The organism is Dechloromonas denitrificans (assembly GCF_001551835.1).
Lineage (GTDB): Bacteria > Pseudomonadota > Gammaproteobacteria > Burkholderiales > Rhodocyclaceae > Azonexus > Azonexus denitrificans.
Genome location: NZ_LODL01000040.1, coordinates 64,980 through 81,042, shown reverse-complemented (window position 1 = coordinate 81,042; position 16,063 = coordinate 64,980). Strand labels below are relative to the sequence as shown.

Below are 16,063 nucleotides of genomic sequence, written 5' to 3'. Positions count from 1 at the left end.
ATCTTTTTGGGATCCAGCATGATTAAAACACATCGGCTTGCCGCCTGTATGCTGCTTGTACTGGGCATCTGCGGCACGGCGCAGGCGGCGGAATCGGCAGGCATGATCAAGACCAGCAAGGGGTCGGTGACGCTGGAGCGCGACGGGCAGAAGCTGATCGCGGTGGTCGGTACGCCGGTGCTCGTAGCCGACAAGCTGCGCACCGGCAGCGACGGCGCGGTCGGCGTCACCTTGCGGGACAGCACGCTGTTGTCGGCCGGGCCGAATTCGCTGATCACCATCGACAAGTTTGCCTTCGACAGCACGACGACGGACGGCCAGATGTCGGTCGGCATTCGCAAGGGCACGCTGTCGGTGGCCAGCGGCAAGATCGCCAAGAAGACGCCGGAATCCGTCGATTTCCATACGCCGACTTCGGTGCTCGGCGTGCGCGGCACGGAGTTCGTCATCGAAGTGGGAGACGGCCGTGAGGACTGATTTCCGACTGCCCGTGTTGGCGCTGGCCGTGCTGCTGGCGGCCGGTTGTGCCAGCGAGCGCGTGGTGCTGCTGCCATCGGCTGACGGTCGTCCAGGCGCCGTGGTCGTCCGCGATGCCGGCGGCGAGATCCGTCTCGACCGCCCCTATGCGGCGACGGCCCGCCGGGTCGGTGCCAACGAGACCTATCAGGCCAGTCCGGAACATGTCGAGGAGCGCTTCGGTGCCGCGCTGGCGGCCCAGCCGATGCGGCCGAAAAGTTATGTCCTGTATTTCGAGGCCGGCAGCAATCAACTGACCGCCGAATCGCAGGCCGAATTTGCCAAGCTGCGTGCCGAAGTCGGCCAACGGGCGGCCGTCGAAGTCATGGTCATTGGCCACACCGACACGGTCGGTAATGCCCTGGGCAACGATGCCTTGTCGCTGAAGCGGGCCGAGTCGGTGCGCGACTTGTTGGTCGAGGCCGGTGTCGCGGGCGAGAAGATGGAGGCGGTTGGCCGCGGCGAGCGCGAACTGCTGGTCCCGACGGCTGACGAGGTCGATGAACCGGCGAACCGGCGGGTTGAAATCAACCTGCGTTAAAGCGCGCCATTTTTGGCTGTTGGAGCCGGTTGACCGCAGTAATTGAGCAGGAGCAGGGTCAGGTCATCCGCCGCCGGATGGCCTGCCTCGAAAGCGCGTACTTCATCGCGCAAGGCGGCAAGCAGGTCGGGCGGGGCCTTTTCCCGGTGGCGGAGCAGCGCTGCGGCCAGGCGTTCGCCGCCAAACATCGACTGGCCGTCGCTGGCTTCGGTGACGCCATCGGTAAACAGGCACAGCAGGTCGCCAGCCTCCAGTTGCATCTGATCGGCCTGGTAGGGGTAGCTGTCGGTCGCGCAGAGCGGCGGGCCGGCATGCGTCAGCGTGTCGACTTTTGCAATCGTCCCGCGCCGCATCAGCAACGGTGCATCGTGCCCGGCGCAGACGAAATCCAGTTGTCCGCTATCGGTATCGAGAATGGCGACGAAGGCGGTGACGAAAAGATATTCCGGATTCTCCCGGTTGAGTTCCCGCTCGACATCGCGGATGGCCTGGCCGAGATTGCTTTCGAGTCGGGTCAGGGTGCCGGTCAGCGTTTTGGAGATGGCCATGAACAGGCTGGCCGGAATGCCCTTGCCGGAGACATCACCGATCACCAGGCAAAGCCGCCGCTCGTCGAGCATGAAGCAATCGTAATAGTCGCCGCCGACGGCGAGAGCCGGCTCGAGCAGGGCGGCGACAGCAAAGCGTTTTTCCTCGGCAAAGAGGGCCTGCGGGTCGGGCAGCAGACCCATCTGGATGCGGCGCGCCACGTCCAGTTCGCCGGCGGTGCGGGCGGCGGCTTCGCGGCTGTCCTGGAGTTCGTGTTCGGCCTGCCGGCGTTTGGCGTCGGCCTCGATCAGGGTGCTGCCGAGCAGCGAAACAAAGACCGGGCTGAGCAGCAGGCTGAGCGACGGGCCATCGAACAGCCACTGTCCGGAATAGAAGGCAAGGTAGCCGCCGCCGATCAGCAGGGCGGCCAGGCCGCTGTAGCTGAGTACCGCCAGGCGCGGCCGCAAGGCCGGTACGGCGACGATCAGCAGCAGGCCGCCGAGCAGCAGGGTGGCGAGTTCGAGCCAGGGCAGCCAGTACGGTCGTTGCAGCGCGGCACCGGTCAGCATGCTTTCGATGACCTGGACGTGGATATCGACGCCGGGGACGATCTCGCCGAGCGGCGTGACGATGCTGTCTTGCAGGCCGGTGCTGTTGAAGCCGAGAATGACGAAGCGCGACTGGAAGATTTCGGGTGCGTGCACCCCGGCCAGCACATCGGCCGCCGACAGGTAGTAATGCGAACTGGCCTTGCCGTAATGAATCAGCAAGTCGCCGTTGCCTTGCGTTGGTAACCGATAGTCGCCGATGCGGAGGCCGGTCATGCCGTGTTGGCCGAATTCGGGCACGGTTTGCCCTGCGCTGCCCAGCGCCAGGCGGAGCATTTCCAGCGAAAGCGGCAGGAATGGTTGGTGGTCGATGAAGGCCAGGGTCGGAACGCGGCGCAGCACTCCGCGCTCGCTGCTGGAGCGCAAGGCATCCGGGCTGGCATTGATGAAGCCTTCGCCGTTGGCTGCCTTTTCCAGCACGGGGCGGCTGACCACAGCTGAGGGAAAGCGGGCGATCGGTTGCCGGGCCAGGTCGCCGCCGGCCAGCAGTGGCAAGGGTTTGTGCGGCGGGCGCGAGCCGGGCAGGGCGTTGGCCAGGCCGACCACGGCCAACACGGTTGGGCCGTCACCCAGCGCTTCGGCGAACACACTGTCTGGTTCGGGGAGTTTGGCCAGAATGTTGCGCGGCAGTCCGGCCAGCTTTTCGCCGAGGACGCCTGGGCTGTAGCGATCAGGTTCGGCAAAGACGATGTCGATGCCCAGTGCCAGCGGTTGCCCGGCGAGAATTTTATGCGTCAGTTCGGCGAGCAGTTCGCGCGACCACGGCCATTGACCGTGTGCGGCCAGGCTCTGGCTGTCGATGCCGACGACGATGACCGGTTCGTTGTCGCGGGCTCGGGGCATCTGCCGCTGATAGCGGTCGAACTGGGCGTTGCGCAGGCTGGCCAGCGGGGTGGCCTCGATATTCTCCAGGGCCAGCGCCGCGCCAAGCAGCAGCAGGATCGGCAAGGCCAGGCCACGGCCGGCCCGAAGCAGGGCGGTGCCGGGCAGGCGTTTCACAGGGTGACGGTCAGGCCGTCGTAGGCGGAAATGATTTCCAGCGCCGGTTGATCGCCCCGGGTGATCTGTTCGAGGCGCCGGGTTTCGGCCAGCAAACGATTCAACTGGATGTCGTCATGCGCCGGCTCGTGGTGAAACAGCGCCAGCCGACGGGCGCCGGCGGCCTGGCACAGTTCGACGCCGACGACGTTGCTGGAATGGCCCCAGTCGGCCTTGACCGAGACGGCTTCGGCCAGCGAATACATGGCGTCGAAAATGACCAGGTCGGCCCCGGCGAAGAATTTGACGCAGGCTTCGCGTTCGACGAGATCGTCCAGTTGGTGCTCGCAGTCGGTCGAATAAACCACTGTCTGCTCGATGCTTTCGAAGCGGTAGCCGTAGGAGTCGCCGGCGTGCAGTTGCAGCTTGGGGGTGACATTGATGCCGGCAATGTAATGCGCCTGGTCCGGCGTCATCAGGTCGAATTCGATGCGGGCGCCGGCCTGGGAATAATCGACCGGAAAGCAGGGCGAGCGCATCTGCAGGCGGATTGCTTCTTCGAGCCGGGCGTGGCAGCCGTGAATGACGATGCGGTTGCCGGGGATGTACATGGGCGCGAAGTACGGAAAGCCCATCAGGTGATCCCAGTGCAGGTGCGAAATGAAGATGTGGTAAGTCTGCGGGTTGGGCACGCCGTAGGTGGCGATCTTGGCCTGGCCGAGCGGTCGGGCGCCGCTGCCCATGTCGCAGATGAAATGCTCGGTGCCGCCGTTGATGATTTCGACACATGACGAGTTGCCGCCAAAGGTGCCGGCGGTGCTGAACGGCAGCGTGGCGACGAATTCGTTGAGGGCGGCGGGCGTCTTGAAGGACTTGCCGTTGGCGGCGCTCAGCGCCGAGATGATCTTTTCGCGGACATCGCGGGCGGTCAGGGAAACCGGCAGCGAGCCGCGGGTCCCCCAGAAGCAGACCTTCTTCATGCGCCGAGCACCTTGCAGGCAGCATCCAGGCTGACGTAGCAGGGCATGATCAGATTGAAGCGGCTGATCGCAAAAACTTCCTGGACCAGTGGCTGCAAGGCGGCGATGGCAAAAACGCCGCGCTGGCCCTTGGCGCGCCGCGAAGCGATCATCAGCACGCGCAGGCCGGCACTGCTGATGTAGTCGACGCCGGAGAAGTCGAGCAGGAGGGGCGGCTTGCCCGGAACGCAGCTGGCAAGCAACGGGTCGAGTGCTTTAGTGAACTCTTCGCTCGCAATGTGGTCTATGCGGCCGCTGACGGAAACGATCAGAACGCCGGACTGTTCGCGGGTAGGAAGATGCATCATCGCCTGAAAACACAGCCACAGAAAATAAAGAGTATGCCATGCCACCCAAAGGGCTCAGGTAAAATATTGTATGGATTCAAATATGCAAGTCGTTCGGCCGCTCTTCGGTCACCGTAAGTTCTGGGCCCACCGCTTCGGTCCCGCCCCCTTCCTGCCCATGTCCCGTGCGGAAATGGATGCCTTGGGCTGGGATTCCTGCGACATCATTCTGGTCACCGGTGACGCCTATATCGATCACCCCAGTTTCGGCATGGCGCTGATTGGCCGCCTGCTCGAGGCGCAGGGCTTCCGCGTCGGCATCCTGGTCCAGCCGGACTGGAATTCCGCGGCCGACTTCAAGAAGCTCGGCAAGCCCAACCTGTTTTTCGGCGTCACCGCCGGCAACATGGATTCGATGATCAATCGCTACACGGCGGACCGCAAGATCCGCTCCGACGACGCCTACACGCCCAACGCCGAGCCCAACAAGCGGCCGGATCGTGCGGTCACCGTCTATGCCCAGCGCTGCCGCGAAGCCTTCCCGGGAACGCCGATCATCGTCGGCTCGATCGAGGCCAGCCTGCGCCGCATCGCCCATTACGACTACTGGTCGGACAAGGTGCGCCGTTCGGTGTTGCCCGACTCCAAGGCCGATCTGCTGATCTTCGGCAATGCCGAGCGCGCCGTCGTCGAAGTGGCGCACCGTCTGGCCAGGGGTGAAAAAATTTCGGAAATCCGCGATCTGCGCGGCACCGCTTTCATGGCCTCCCGCGGCTGGCTGCCATCGGACGATTGGGATGTGATGGACTCGACCGAGGTCGATACCCCGGGGCCGCTGCCCAAGCATGCCGACCCCTATGCGATGGAAAGCGGGCCGAATAATGGCCAGAATTCCGCGTCGACCGCAGCACCGCCGCCGGGCGAGCATCCGGTGCGTATCGTTTCGCGCGCCGAGCGCCTGGCCGCCCGCAAGGAACGCCGCGCCCATACCGTCGTCCGTCTGCCGTCCTACGAGCAGGTCAAGGACGATCCGGTACTCTACGCCCATGCCTCGCGTACCTTGCACCTCGAATCCAACCCCGGCAATGCGCGGGCGCTGGTCCAGGCGCACGGCGAACGCGATGTCTGGCTCAACCCGCCGCCGTTCCCGCTCAGCACCGAAGAGCTCGACCAGGTCTACGAACTGCCTTACGCCCGCCGGGCGCATCCGAGCTACGGCGAGGCCAAGATCCCGGCCTGGGAGATGATCCGCTTCTCGGTCAATATCATGCGCGGCTGTTTCGGTGGTTGCACCTTCTGTTCGATCACCGAGCACGAAGGGCGCATCATCCAGAGCCGTTCCGAGGATTCGGTGATCCGCGAAATCGAGGAAATGCGCGACAAGACGCCGGGCTTCACCGGCGTCGTCTCCGACTTGGGCGGGCCGACCGCCAACATGTTCCACCTGAAGTGCAAGGACGAGAAGATTGAATCGGCCTGTCGCCGGCTGTCCTGCGTCTATCCGGACATCTGCGAGAACATGAATACCGACCACTCGCAGCTGATTTCGCTGTATCGCCGGGCGCGTTCGATCAAGGGAGTCAAGAAGGTTCAGATCGGCTCCGGCCTGCGTTACGACCTCGCCGTCCGTTCGCCCGAATACATCAAGGAACTGGTCACCCACCACGTCGGCGGTTACCTGAAGATCGCGCCCGAGCACACCGAAGAGGGCACGCTGTCGAAGATGATGAAACCCGGCATCGGTTCTTACGACCGCTTCAAGCAGTTGTTCGACCGTTTCTCGCGCGAGGCCGGCAAGGAGCAGTACCTGATCCCGTATTTCATCGCCGCCCACCCGGGCAGTACCGATGAGGACATGCTAAATCTGGCCCTGTGGCTGAAGAAGAACAACTTCCGTCTCGATCAGGTGCAGGCTTTCGTGCCGACGCCGATGGCGCTGGCGACGACGATGTACCATACCGAGCGCAATCCGCTGAAAAAGCTGCAGCGCAACGGTGGCGAAGTGGTCAGCGCCGTCCGCAACGGCCGTCAGCGCAAGCTGCAAAAGGCTTTCCTGCGCTACCACGACCCGGTCAATTGGCCGCTGCTGCGCGAAGCCCTGAAGGAAATGGGCCGGGCCGACCTGATCGGCAATGGCAAGAAGCAACTGATTCCGGCCTGGCAGCCGGCCGGCGTTCCGGGCAAGTCCTGCGGTCAACCGGCTAGAACGGGGCAAAACCAAAAGGCAGCGGGCAAGCCGCGCGGCGAGCAAAAGCCGCTGCGCCAGCCCGGTGCTGCGGCCGGGCGTCCTGCTTTTGGCAAGCCAACAACGCCGCAACGGGCGCGTGGGCCGGCCCGTAAGGCATAAACTTTATTTTCTGCTGAAATAGTCATGGAAAACACCAGCACCATTTACGAAAAAATCGGCGGCGACGCTGTCGTCGGCAAGCTCTGCGACCGCTTTTACGCACTGATGGACACCACGCCGCAGTTCAGCGAATTGCGTGCCATGCACCCGGAGAGCCTGCAAGGCTCGCGCGACAAGCTCTACATGTTCCTGTCCGGCTGGTTCGGCGGGCCGGACCTGTTCGTTGAAAAGTTCGGTCATCCGCGTCTGCGGGCGCGCCACATGCCCTTTACCATCGGCACCCAGGAGCGCGATCAGTGGGTCGCCTGCATGGTGCTGGCGATGGGCGACGTTGGTATCGAGGAAGATATTCGCAAGGTACTGCTGAATAATTTCTTCAATACCGCCGACTTCATGCGTAATAAAGAAGGATAAAAGCGGATCGGGGATGTTGCGTCGCAGCATGGGGTGGTAGAATCACGCCTTTGATTTTTCAGGCCATTCCCAATCCCATGTCCGCTCGTCCGATTCGCAACATCGCCATCATCGCCCACGTTGACCACGGTAAAACCACCCTGGTCGACCAGCTGCTCCGCCAGTCCGGTACTTTCGCTGCTCACCAACAGTTGGTCGAGTGCGTCATGGACTCCAACGACCTGGAAAAAGAGCGTGGCATCACGATTCTTTCCAAGAACACCGCGGTCGAGTACGAAGGCGTTCACATCAACATCGTTGACACCCCGGGCCACGCCGACTTCGGCGGTGAAGTCGAGCGCGTGCTGGGCATGGTTGATGGCGTGGTGCTGCTGGTCGATGCCGCTGAAGGCCCGATGCCGCAGACCCGTTTCGTCACCAAGAAGGCTCTGGCGCTTGGCCTGCGCCCGATCGTTCTGGTCAACAAGGTTGACCGCGACGGTGCCGATCCTGATCAGGCGGTCAATCTGACTTTCGACCTGTTCGACAAGCTGGGCGCCACTGACGAGCAGCTCGACTTCCCCATCGTTTACGCTTCCGGCCTCAACGGTTGGGCGGCCATGGAACTCGATCAGCCGCGCGAAAACATGAAGCCGCTGTTCGATACCATCCTGCGCCATGTGCCGGCCCCGGATACCGATATCGAAGCACCGCTGCAACTGCAGATCACCGCCCTCGATTACTCCTCCTACGTCGGCCGGATCGGCGTTGGCAAGATCAATCGCGGCAAGGTCAAGACCGGCCAGAACGTGCTGGTCATGTTCGGTACCGAAGAAGAAGCCATCGAACACGAACGCACCCCGATCAAGGCCAAGATTGGCCAGGTGTTCGGTTACAAGGGCCTGAACAAGGTTGAGCTGGAAGAAGGCCACGCTGGCGATATCGTCCAGATCACCGGTATCGAAGACCTGGTGCTCGGCTGTACCGTGACCGATCCGGAACAACCGGAATCCCTGCCGCTGCTGAAGATCGATGAGCCGACGCTGTCCATGCAGTTCATGGTCAACACCAGCCCGCTGGCCGGCACCGAAGGCAAGTTCGTCACCAGCCGCCAGATCCGCGATCGTCTGCATAAAGAACTGCTGACCAATATGGCGCTGCGCGTGCATGACACCGGTAACGGCGATGTGTTCGATGTTTCCGGTCGTGGCGAATTGCACCTCGGCATCCTGCTCGAAAACATGCGTCGCGAAGGCTATGAGCTGGCCGTCGGTCGCCCGCGCGTCGTCAAGAAGACGATCAACGGCGTCGAATGCGAACCGTATGAACTGCTGACGGTTGACGTCGAAGAAGACACCCAGGGTGGCGTCATGGAAAGCCTGGGTATGCGCAAGGGCGACCTGACGGACATGGTGCCGGATGGTCGCGGTCGCGTCCGTATCGAATACCGCATCCCGGCCCGTGGCCTGATCGGCTTCCAGGGCGAGTTCATGAACCTGACCCGCGGCAACGGCCTGATGAGCCACGTCTTCGACGAATACGCCCCGGTCAAGGATGGCAATGTTGCTGAGCGCCGCAATGGCGTGCTGATCTCCCAGGACAACGGCGAAGCAGTCGCCTACGCGCTGTGGAAGCTGCAGGATCGCGGCCGCATGTTCGTGGTGCCGGGCGACAAGCTGTACGAAGGCATGATCATCGGTATCCACAGCCGTGAAAACGACCTGGTGGTTAACCCGATCAAGGGCAAGCAGCTGACCAACGTCCGTGCCTCCGGTACCGACGAAGCCGTCCGCCTGGTGCCCGCCGTTCAGTTGAGCCTGGAAGCCGCCGTCGAGTTCATCGAGGAAGATGAACTGGTCGAACTGACGCCGAAGTCGATTCGTCTGCGCAAGCGTTACCTGACCGAAATCGAGCGCAAGCGCGCCGTGCGCGGTCTGTAAGCAGCGCTGATTCTGCTGCCGGCCAAGCTGCTGGTGGCGCAGTGCAAAAAGGCGACCCAATGGGGCGCCTTCAGATTGCTGACAAAGCCTCCAATCGTTTGGGGGCTTTGTTTTTTTATAATGTTGGCATGCTCAAGCCTGCCTCCCCTGCCCAGACGGAACTGGAGATGGTGACGTTGGAGCAACTGGTCCCGAAAGACCACTTGCTCCGACTGCTCGACCAGCACATCCGGTTTGATTTCATCCGCGAAGCGACCCAGCACCTTTACTGCGAGAACAATGGCCGACCGGCCGTTGATCCGGTGGTGTTGTTCAAAATGCTATTCATCGGCTATCTGTTCGGGATTCGCTCCGAGCGGCGACTGGTCAAGGAAATCGAAGTCAATGTTGCCTACCGCTGGTTTCTCGGCTTTCGCCTGACGGACAAGGTCCCGGATGCCTCAACGCTGTCGCAGAACCGTCGTCGCCGGTTTGTCGGCACGGACATCGAGCAACGCATCTTCGACGGTATTGTCGAGCAAGCCATCGAGCACAAGCTGATTGGTGGGCGTGTGCTCTACACCGACAGCACCCACCTGAAGGCCAACGCCAACAAACGGCACTTTGAAATCCATCAGCTTGAACAAACCCCGGCGGCCTACCTGGCCGAACTCGATGCGGCGATCGAGGCTGATCGGGTCGCTGCCGGCAAGAAGCCGCTCAAGCGCGATGACGATGACTCGGCCCCGCCGACCAAGGAAATTAAGGTCAGTACGGTCGATCCCGACGCAGGCTTCATGGCCCGCGACAACAAGCCGACCGGCTTCTTCTATCTGGATCACCGCACCGTCGATGGCGTGCATGCCCTGATCGTCGATACCCATGTCACGCCGGGCAATGTCCACGACAGCCAACCGTACCTTGCCCGCCTGGATCGGGCCAAGGAACGCTTTGAGTTGGCTGTGGGTGCCGTCGGTCTGGATGCCGGGTATTTCACTCCCCAAGTCTGCAAGGGCATCCTTGACCGGGAACTGTTCGGGGTGATGGGCTACAAGCGACCGAGCCACCGCGATGGCTATTTCTACAAGCGGGACTATCTCTACGATGCGGTACAGGATTGCTACCGCTGCCCGACCGGTGAAGTCCTGCCGTACCGGACGACCAACCGGCTGGGCTATCGGGAATATGCCTCAAATCCCAAACATTGCGCCGATTGTGCCCAACGAGCGCAATGTACGCAGAGCAGGAGTCACCAGAAGCTCGTCACCCGGCATCTCTGGGAAGCGTGCAAGGAAGCGCGATCAACGCCAATCGCCTGACCGACCTGGGCAAACGGCTGTACGCCCGACGCAAGGAAACCGTGGAGCGCAGCTTTGCCGATGCCAAGGAGTTGCACGGCCACCGTTACGCCCGTTTCCGGGGGCTGGCCAAGGTGCAGGCGCAGTGCCTGCTCTCGGCTGCCTGTCAGAACATGAAGAAGATGGCCCTGTTGCTGGCCAGGAAGGCCGCCGCCTTACTGCTCAAAATCCTTGCCCGAACCCAGTTTTCCGCCCAATCCGCCCGCTATCGCTGGCAGGTCGGGTTTCTCCAGGCAAACTTCACAATCCGCCTCGTTTCGTCTTGAATCCGGAAATCAGCCTGATTTCCAAACAGAAAAACAAAACCCCCGAAAAATCGGGGGTTCGTCAGCAGTCTGAGGGGGCTGATTTTCAGCCCCCTTTTTATGCGCCAGCTGTCGGCCAATAGTAGCCAACTGTTATGCTGTATGATTAATTATCTCTATTGCTTGAACATGTTTGGGTTTCTCCATGCCGTACATCGCGCCAGATGTTGCATCTAAAATTCGTGAGGCAAAGGCCCTGGCACGCAGCAACCGTTCAAAGCGAAACGTGATTGTTTTGATTGGATATTTGCTTGGAGTTGGTGGCGCAATCATCTGGAATTTTGTTGCGCCAAACTCGCCCCCTAACCCGGGAGACAAGGTTTTCTTAGGAATGATTGTTGGCCCTGGCGCCGCTTTCGTATTTCTACGTTTTTTTGAGAGCCGATATATCGCAGCATTGGCTCGATGTCCAAAATGTGGCTATAGCTGGGAAATCAAAGAAGGACGAGGGGTTCCTCATTCCGAAGTTATGGAGTATTGGGATAAATGCCCCGGATGCAGCGTATTAATGGGGGACGAAGTTCTTACGCTTTCTTTAACCCCACAAAGTATTGAATCCATCGTCGGTAAAGCAAAGCCTGACTGACTGCATCGGGCACGAAGGGGGCTTACGACTCAACCCCCCGCCTGATTCTCCGTCGGCCAGTTGACCGTCGCCAGAAAGAGATAGCCGGCGCCATAGACGGTCTTGATGAAGGCCGGGCTTTGCGGATCCGGTTCCAGCTTGCGGCGTAGTCGGGAGATGCGGACGTCGATGCTGCGGTCGGTTGGCGCCAGGTCGCGGGTGCCCATCAGTTGCTCGCGCTGCAGGATACGGTTCGGGTTGTTGACGAATACCTTGAGCAAGTCGGCTTCCGAGGTGCTGAGCAGGTGTTCCTCGCCGTTCGGTGCATGCAGCGCATTGTTGCCGAGATTGAAGCGCCAGCCGGAGAATTCGGCGACCTGGCGGGCGCCGCTGTTGCTCGCCGTTTCCCGGCGGCGCAGGATGCTGCGGACGCGGGCGACCAGCTCGCGCGGCTCGAAAGGCTTCAGCACGTAATCATCGGCCCCTAGTTCGAGACCCATGACGCGGTCGCTGACATGGGCGCGCCCGGTCAGGATGACGATGCCGCAGCCCGACTGGCTGCGCACCCGCTGCATGACTTCGAGGCCGTCCATGTCGGGCAGGCCGAGGTCGATGATGCACAGGTCGGGGGTCAGCGAGCGCAGGCGGCGCAGCAGGTCGCCGGCGCTGCGGCACCAGACGGTGCGGAAGGAAAAGTCGCTGAGCACCTGTTCGATGATGCGGGCGACATCGGGGTCGTCCTCGACGATGATGATCAGTTTGTGGGCATCCGCTTCGCTCATGGTTTCTCTTTGTTGGCTCGTTGCAAGGCCCGCACCAGGTCCTGGCGGACGAAGGGCTTGGCCAGGATGGGCAGGTCGCTGACCACGCCCGCTTCATCGCCTTCGTCGGTATAACCGCTCATCAGCACGATGCGCATCTGCGGGTGGCCGGACAGCACGGCATCTGCCAGTTGCCGGCCGTTGATGCCGCCGGGCATGATGACGTCGCTGACGACGATGGCGATGTCCGGGATATGTTCGATCATTTCCAGCGCCTGGGCGCCATTTTCCGCCTCGATCACCGGGTAGCCGAGATCGATCAGCAACTGGCGGACGACGCGGCGGACGTTCGGTTCGTCCTCGACGAGCAGGACCAGTTCGCCGCCGTGCGCGAGTTGGATGTCGTCCTCTGGCAGATCGACGTCCAGTTCCGGCGTGGTCAGCGGCAGCACCATCAGCACGGTGGTGCCCTGGCCGGGCTGGCTCTGGATCGAAATGCCGCCGCCCGACTGCTTGACGAAACCGTAGGCCATCGACAGCCCGAGGCCGCTGCCCAGGCCGAAGCGCTTGGTGGTGAAGAAGGGCTCGAAGACGCGGGACAGGGTTGCCGCGTCCATGCCGCAGCCGTTGTCGGCGACTTCGATCATCGCGTAGCTGCCGGCCGGCACGTCGAAGGCGCCGGCATCGCTGGTCAATTCGACGGCGCGCGCCGCGACATGCAGGCGGCCGCCCTCCGGCATCGCATCGCGCGAGTTCAGCGCGAAGTTGAGCAGGGCGCTTTCCAGTTGCCCCGGGTCGACCAGCGCATGCAGCGAGGCGCCGGCCAGGTCGGTGGACACGGCGATCGACTCCGGCAGCGAGCGGCGAACCAGTTTCGACAGGCCGCTGATCAGCCGGCCGATATCGACCGCCTGCGGCTCCAGTGGCTGCTGCCGCGAGAAAGTGAGCAGCCGCTTGATCAGCTGTACGCCGCGGCGGGCCGATTGCAGCGCCGGCTCGACGAATTCATTGACCTCGGCATCGTTCGGCCGGTGATCCTGCAAGGCGGCCAGGTTGCCGATGACGACGGTGAGCAGGTTGTTGAAGTCGTGGGCGAGTCCGCCGGTCAACTGCCCGATGGCCTCCATTTTCTGGGCCTGGACCAGCGCCGCCTGCATCCGCTTCTGTTCGGTGATTTCGTGCGAGAAGACGAAGAAGCCGAGCGTCTCGCCTTCCGGCGTCGTTTCCGGGACCAGCGTGCTGCGCGCGAAGACGGTCTGCCCCTGACGCTCCATCTGGTATTCGTAGGTCATCTGCTGGCCGCCTAGCGCCTTGCGCACCGGGTCGCGGACCTGGCCGTAGACGTGATCGCCGACGACGTCGCGTACCGCCCGGCCAATGACGCCATTTTCCGGATCGCCGTACCAGTCCGAGTAGCCCTTGTTGGCGTACTGATAGACCTCGTGCTTGTCGACGTAGCCGATCAGGATGGGAATGGTGTCGTTGATCAGGCGCAGCCGTTCCTCGCTGCGGCGCAGCGCGGCGGTGATGCGGGTGTTTTCGGTATTGGCCCGGGTCAGGTTGGCGTTGGCGTTTTCCAGCTGTGCCGTCCGCCGGCGGACGCGTTCTTCGAGCTGGATGTTCTGATGCTCGGTCAGGTTCTCGATGTAGCGCTGTTCGGTAATGTCGCTGTACAGCGTGACGAAGCCCTTGTGCGGCAAGGGTTCGCCTCGCAGCAGCAGGACCCGGCCGTTCGGCCGCTGACGCTCGGTGACATGGGCGGCGAAATTGGCGGCGGCGGCGACGCGCTCGGCAATCTGGCTTTCCGGGTCGCCCGGGCCGTATTCGCCGCGCAGCGCATTGTGGCGGATGAAAGTCTCGAACGGCGTGCCGACCTCGGCCAGATCATCCGGGAAATCGAGCAGCCGGAGAAAGGGCTGGTTCCAGGCAACCAGGCGCAGATTGCCGTCGAAGACGGTGATGCCCTGGTCGAGCAGGTCGAGCCCGGCCTGCAGCATCTCGTAGCGCTGGGCAATGTCGGGGGCGGGCGGGGCAGTTTCCATGGGGCGATTCTAGAGCACTCGGTTGGCTGACTCGGTGGGTGTAACCATTCGTTACATTCTGCCAATAGTTCAGCAAGAGTGTTTTGCCATCCTCGCCAGCTATAAAAAAAGCCCCAAAAAAGAGAACAGCGTTTTCGCAAGAATCGTGAGGAGATATTTGTGGCCAACCCGTATACCGTCGGGCTCGAACAGAACCCGGCCAATTATGTTCCGCTTTCCCCGCTGAGCTTTATCGAGCGCTCGGCGTTTATCTATCCGAAGCGTATTTCCGTCATCCAGGGGGCCCGTCAATACACCTGGAAGGAAAGCTACGACCGTTGTCGTCAGCTGGCTTCCGCCCTGAAAAATCGCGGTATCGGCAAGGGCGACACGGTCGCCGTGATGCTGCCCAACTCGGCGCCGATGTTCGAGTGCCATTTCGGCGTGCCGATGATCGGCGCCGTGCTCAATACCCTGAACACCCGCCTCGACGCCGAAGCCATCGCCTTCATGCTGGCCCATGGCGAAGCCAAGGTACTGATCACCGATCCGGAATTCTCCGCCATCGTCAAAGGCGCGCTGGCGCTGCTCGACGGGCCGCAGCCGATCGTCATCGATACCCTCGATCCGGAATTCACCGGCGGCGAAGCGCTCGGCGAAAAGGATTACGAGGCCTTGCTGAACGAAGGCGAGCCCGATTTCGCCTGGCAACTGCCGGACAATGAGTGGGATGCCATCGCCCTGAACTACACCTCGGGCACCACCGGCAATCCGAAGGGCGTCGTCTATCACCATCGCGGCGCCTACCTGAATGCGGCCTCCAACATCATTTCCTGGGGCATGCCACCGCATTCGGTCTATCTGTGGACGCTGCCGATGTTCCATTGCAACGGCTGGTGCTTCCCGTGGACGCTGGCGGCCAATGCCGGGACCAGCGTCTGCCTGCGCAAGGTCGATCCGGCCCTGATCTTCGGCCTGATCAAGGAACACAAGGTCAGCCACATGTGCGGCGCGCCGATTGTGTACGGCATGATGATCAACGCCCCGACCGCGCTGAAGGAAGGCATCGAGCATCAGGTCAACGGCCTGATCGCCGGCGCGGCGCCCCCGGCCGCGATCATCGAAGGTGCCGAGCAGATGGGCTTCAACATCACCCATGTCTACGGCCTGACCGAAACCTACGGCCCGGCCGCGGTCTGCGCCAAGCATCCGGAATGGGACAAGCTGCCGATCGACCTGCGGGCTGCCCGTAACGGCCGCCAGGGTGTGCGTTATCACATGCAGGAAGCGATCGAAGTGCGCGATCCGGTCAGTCTCGAACCGGTGCCCTGGGATGGCGAAACGATGGGCGAGATCATGTTCCGCGGCAACCTGGTGATGAAGGGTTACCTGAAGAACCCGAAGGCGACCGAGGAAGCCTTCGCCGGCGGCTGGTTCCACACCGGCGACCTGGCGGTGGTGCATAGCGACGGCTACGTCAAGATCAAGGATCGTTCCAAGGACATCATCATTTCCGGCGGCGAGAACATCTCCTCGCTCGAAGTCGAGGATGTGCTCTATCGCCATCCGTCGGTGATCGCCGCCGCGGTGGTCGCCAAGCCCGACGACAAGTGGGGCGAAGTGCCGGCCGCCTTCATCGAGCTGAAGGACGGCGTGCCGACCACGGAGGCCGAGATCATCGAGCATTGCCGCGCCCACCTGGCCCGCTTCAAGGTACCGAAGCAGGTGGTGTTCGGCGAATTGCCGAAGACGTCGACCGGCAAGATCCAGAAATACGTCCTGCGCCAGCACGCCAACTCCGCGCTCGCCATCGAGTAATCCCTCTCCGTCATTCCCGCGTAGGCGGGAATCCAGAGGCAATGCGACTGGATTCCGGGGCAAGCCCGGAATGACGTGCCACCGGAAAAGGAATTCCCA

General features: G+C 62.3%; 13 protein-coding genes. 8 read left to right on the top strand and 5 right to left on the bottom strand.

The features are described 5' to 3' along the window. The first annotated feature begins 18 nt into the window (after positions 1-18). Together AT959_RS19170 and AT959_RS19165 are read left to right on the top strand one after the other, a co-directional pair. Positions 19-477, top strand: coding sequence for a FecR family protein (locus tag AT959_RS19170; RefSeq protein ID WP_240481894.1), 459 nt, complete (start codon positions 19-21; stop codon positions 475-477). Then, positions 467-1,057: an OmpA family protein gene (locus tag AT959_RS19165; protein ID WP_083518509.1), complete on the top strand. Its 591-nt coding sequence runs from the start codon at positions 467-469 to the stop codon at positions 1,055-1,057. Before AT959_RS19170 ends, AT959_RS19165 begins: the two co-directional genes overlap by 11 nt. Here the strand turns inward: AT959_RS19165 and AT959_RS19160 are convergent. From AT959_RS19160 to AT959_RS19150, 3 genes are read right to left on the bottom strand one after another with little or no spacing between them, the layout of a single operon-like run. Continuing rightward, a complete protein-coding gene (locus AT959_RS19160) occupies positions 1,054-3,192 on the bottom strand; it encodes a CHASE2 domain-containing protein (protein WP_066886982.1) in 2,139 nt (712 codons plus the stop codon). The genes AT959_RS19165 and AT959_RS19160 overlap by 4 nt on opposite strands. Next, a complete protein-coding gene (locus AT959_RS19155) occupies positions 3,189-4,151 on the bottom strand; it encodes an MBL fold metallo-hydrolase (RefSeq protein ID WP_066886979.1) in 963 nt (320 codons plus the stop codon). Before AT959_RS19155 ends, AT959_RS19160 begins: the two co-directional genes overlap by 4 nt. Continuing rightward, the gene (locus AT959_RS19150) at positions 4,148-4,495 is read right to left on the bottom strand and encodes an STAS domain-containing protein (protein ID WP_088179018.1); all 348 of its coding nucleotides are present in this window, start codon (positions 4,493-4,495) and stop codon (positions 4,148-4,150) included. Before AT959_RS19150 ends, AT959_RS19155 begins: the two co-directional genes overlap by 4 nt. 160 nt (positions 4,496-4,655) lie before the next feature. Between AT959_RS19150 and AT959_RS19145 the strand changes: the two genes are divergently transcribed. The 5 genes from AT959_RS19145 (at position 4,656) to AT959_RS21305 (ending at position 11,385) form a co-directional block, all read left to right on the top strand. Then, on the top strand, positions 4,656-6,824 hold the full coding sequence (locus tag AT959_RS19145) for a YgiQ family radical SAM protein (RefSeq protein WP_240481901.1): 2,169 nt from the start codon (positions 4,656-4,658) through the stop codon (positions 6,822-6,824). Positions 6,825-6,848: 24 nt separating this feature from the next. Then, positions 6,849-7,238, top strand: a complete 390-nt coding sequence (locus AT959_RS19140; protein ID WP_066886972.1) for a group II truncated hemoglobin — start codon at positions 6,849-6,851, stop codon at positions 7,236-7,238. Between the two features lie 77 nt (positions 7,239-7,315). Then, positions 7,316-9,157 (top strand): translational GTPase TypA, encoded by a 1,842-nt coding sequence (typA, locus tag AT959_RS19135; RefSeq protein ID WP_066887506.1) that lies wholly within the window; start codon positions 7,316-7,318, stop codon positions 9,155-9,157. A gap of 128 nt (positions 9,158-9,285) precedes the next feature. Further along, positions 9,286-10,760, top strand: a protein-coding gene (locus AT959_RS19130) for an IS1182 family transposase (protein WP_240481704.1) whose coding sequence is annotated in 2 segments (ribosomal slippage) — positions 9,286-10,431 and positions 10,434-10,760 — 1,473 coding nt in all. Because the reading frame shifts where the segments join, the coding sequence is not laid out codon by codon here. Between the two features lie 184 nt (positions 10,761-10,944). Continuing rightward, positions 10,945-11,385, top strand: coding sequence for a hypothetical protein (locus AT959_RS21305; protein ID WP_157651365.1), 441 nt, complete (start codon positions 10,945-10,947; stop codon positions 11,383-11,385). A 29-nt stretch (positions 11,386-11,414) separates the two neighbouring features. Here the strand turns inward: AT959_RS21305 and AT959_RS19120 are convergent, their stop codons facing one another. Both AT959_RS19120 and AT959_RS19115 read right to left on the bottom strand, forming a co-directional pair. Then, positions 11,415-12,146 carry a response regulator transcription factor gene (locus AT959_RS19120; RefSeq protein ID WP_066886961.1) on the bottom strand — a complete coding sequence of 244 codons (732 nt, stop codon included), beginning with the start codon at positions 12,144-12,146 and terminating at the stop codon, positions 11,415-11,417. Further along, positions 12,143-14,167, bottom strand: a complete 2,025-nt coding sequence (locus tag AT959_RS19115) for a PAS-domain containing protein (protein ID WP_066886959.1) — start codon at positions 14,165-14,167, stop codon at positions 12,143-12,145. The genes AT959_RS19120 and AT959_RS19115 overlap by 4 nt, the downstream gene beginning before the upstream one ends. A gap of 159 nt (positions 14,168-14,326) precedes the next feature. Between AT959_RS19115 and AT959_RS19110 the strand changes: the two genes are divergently transcribed. Then, complete coding sequence (locus AT959_RS19110; protein ID WP_066886957.1) at positions 14,327-15,964, top strand: acyl-CoA synthetase; 1,638 nt, start codon at positions 14,327-14,329, stop codon at positions 15,962-15,964. Positions 15,965-16,063: the final 99 nt, after the last annotated feature.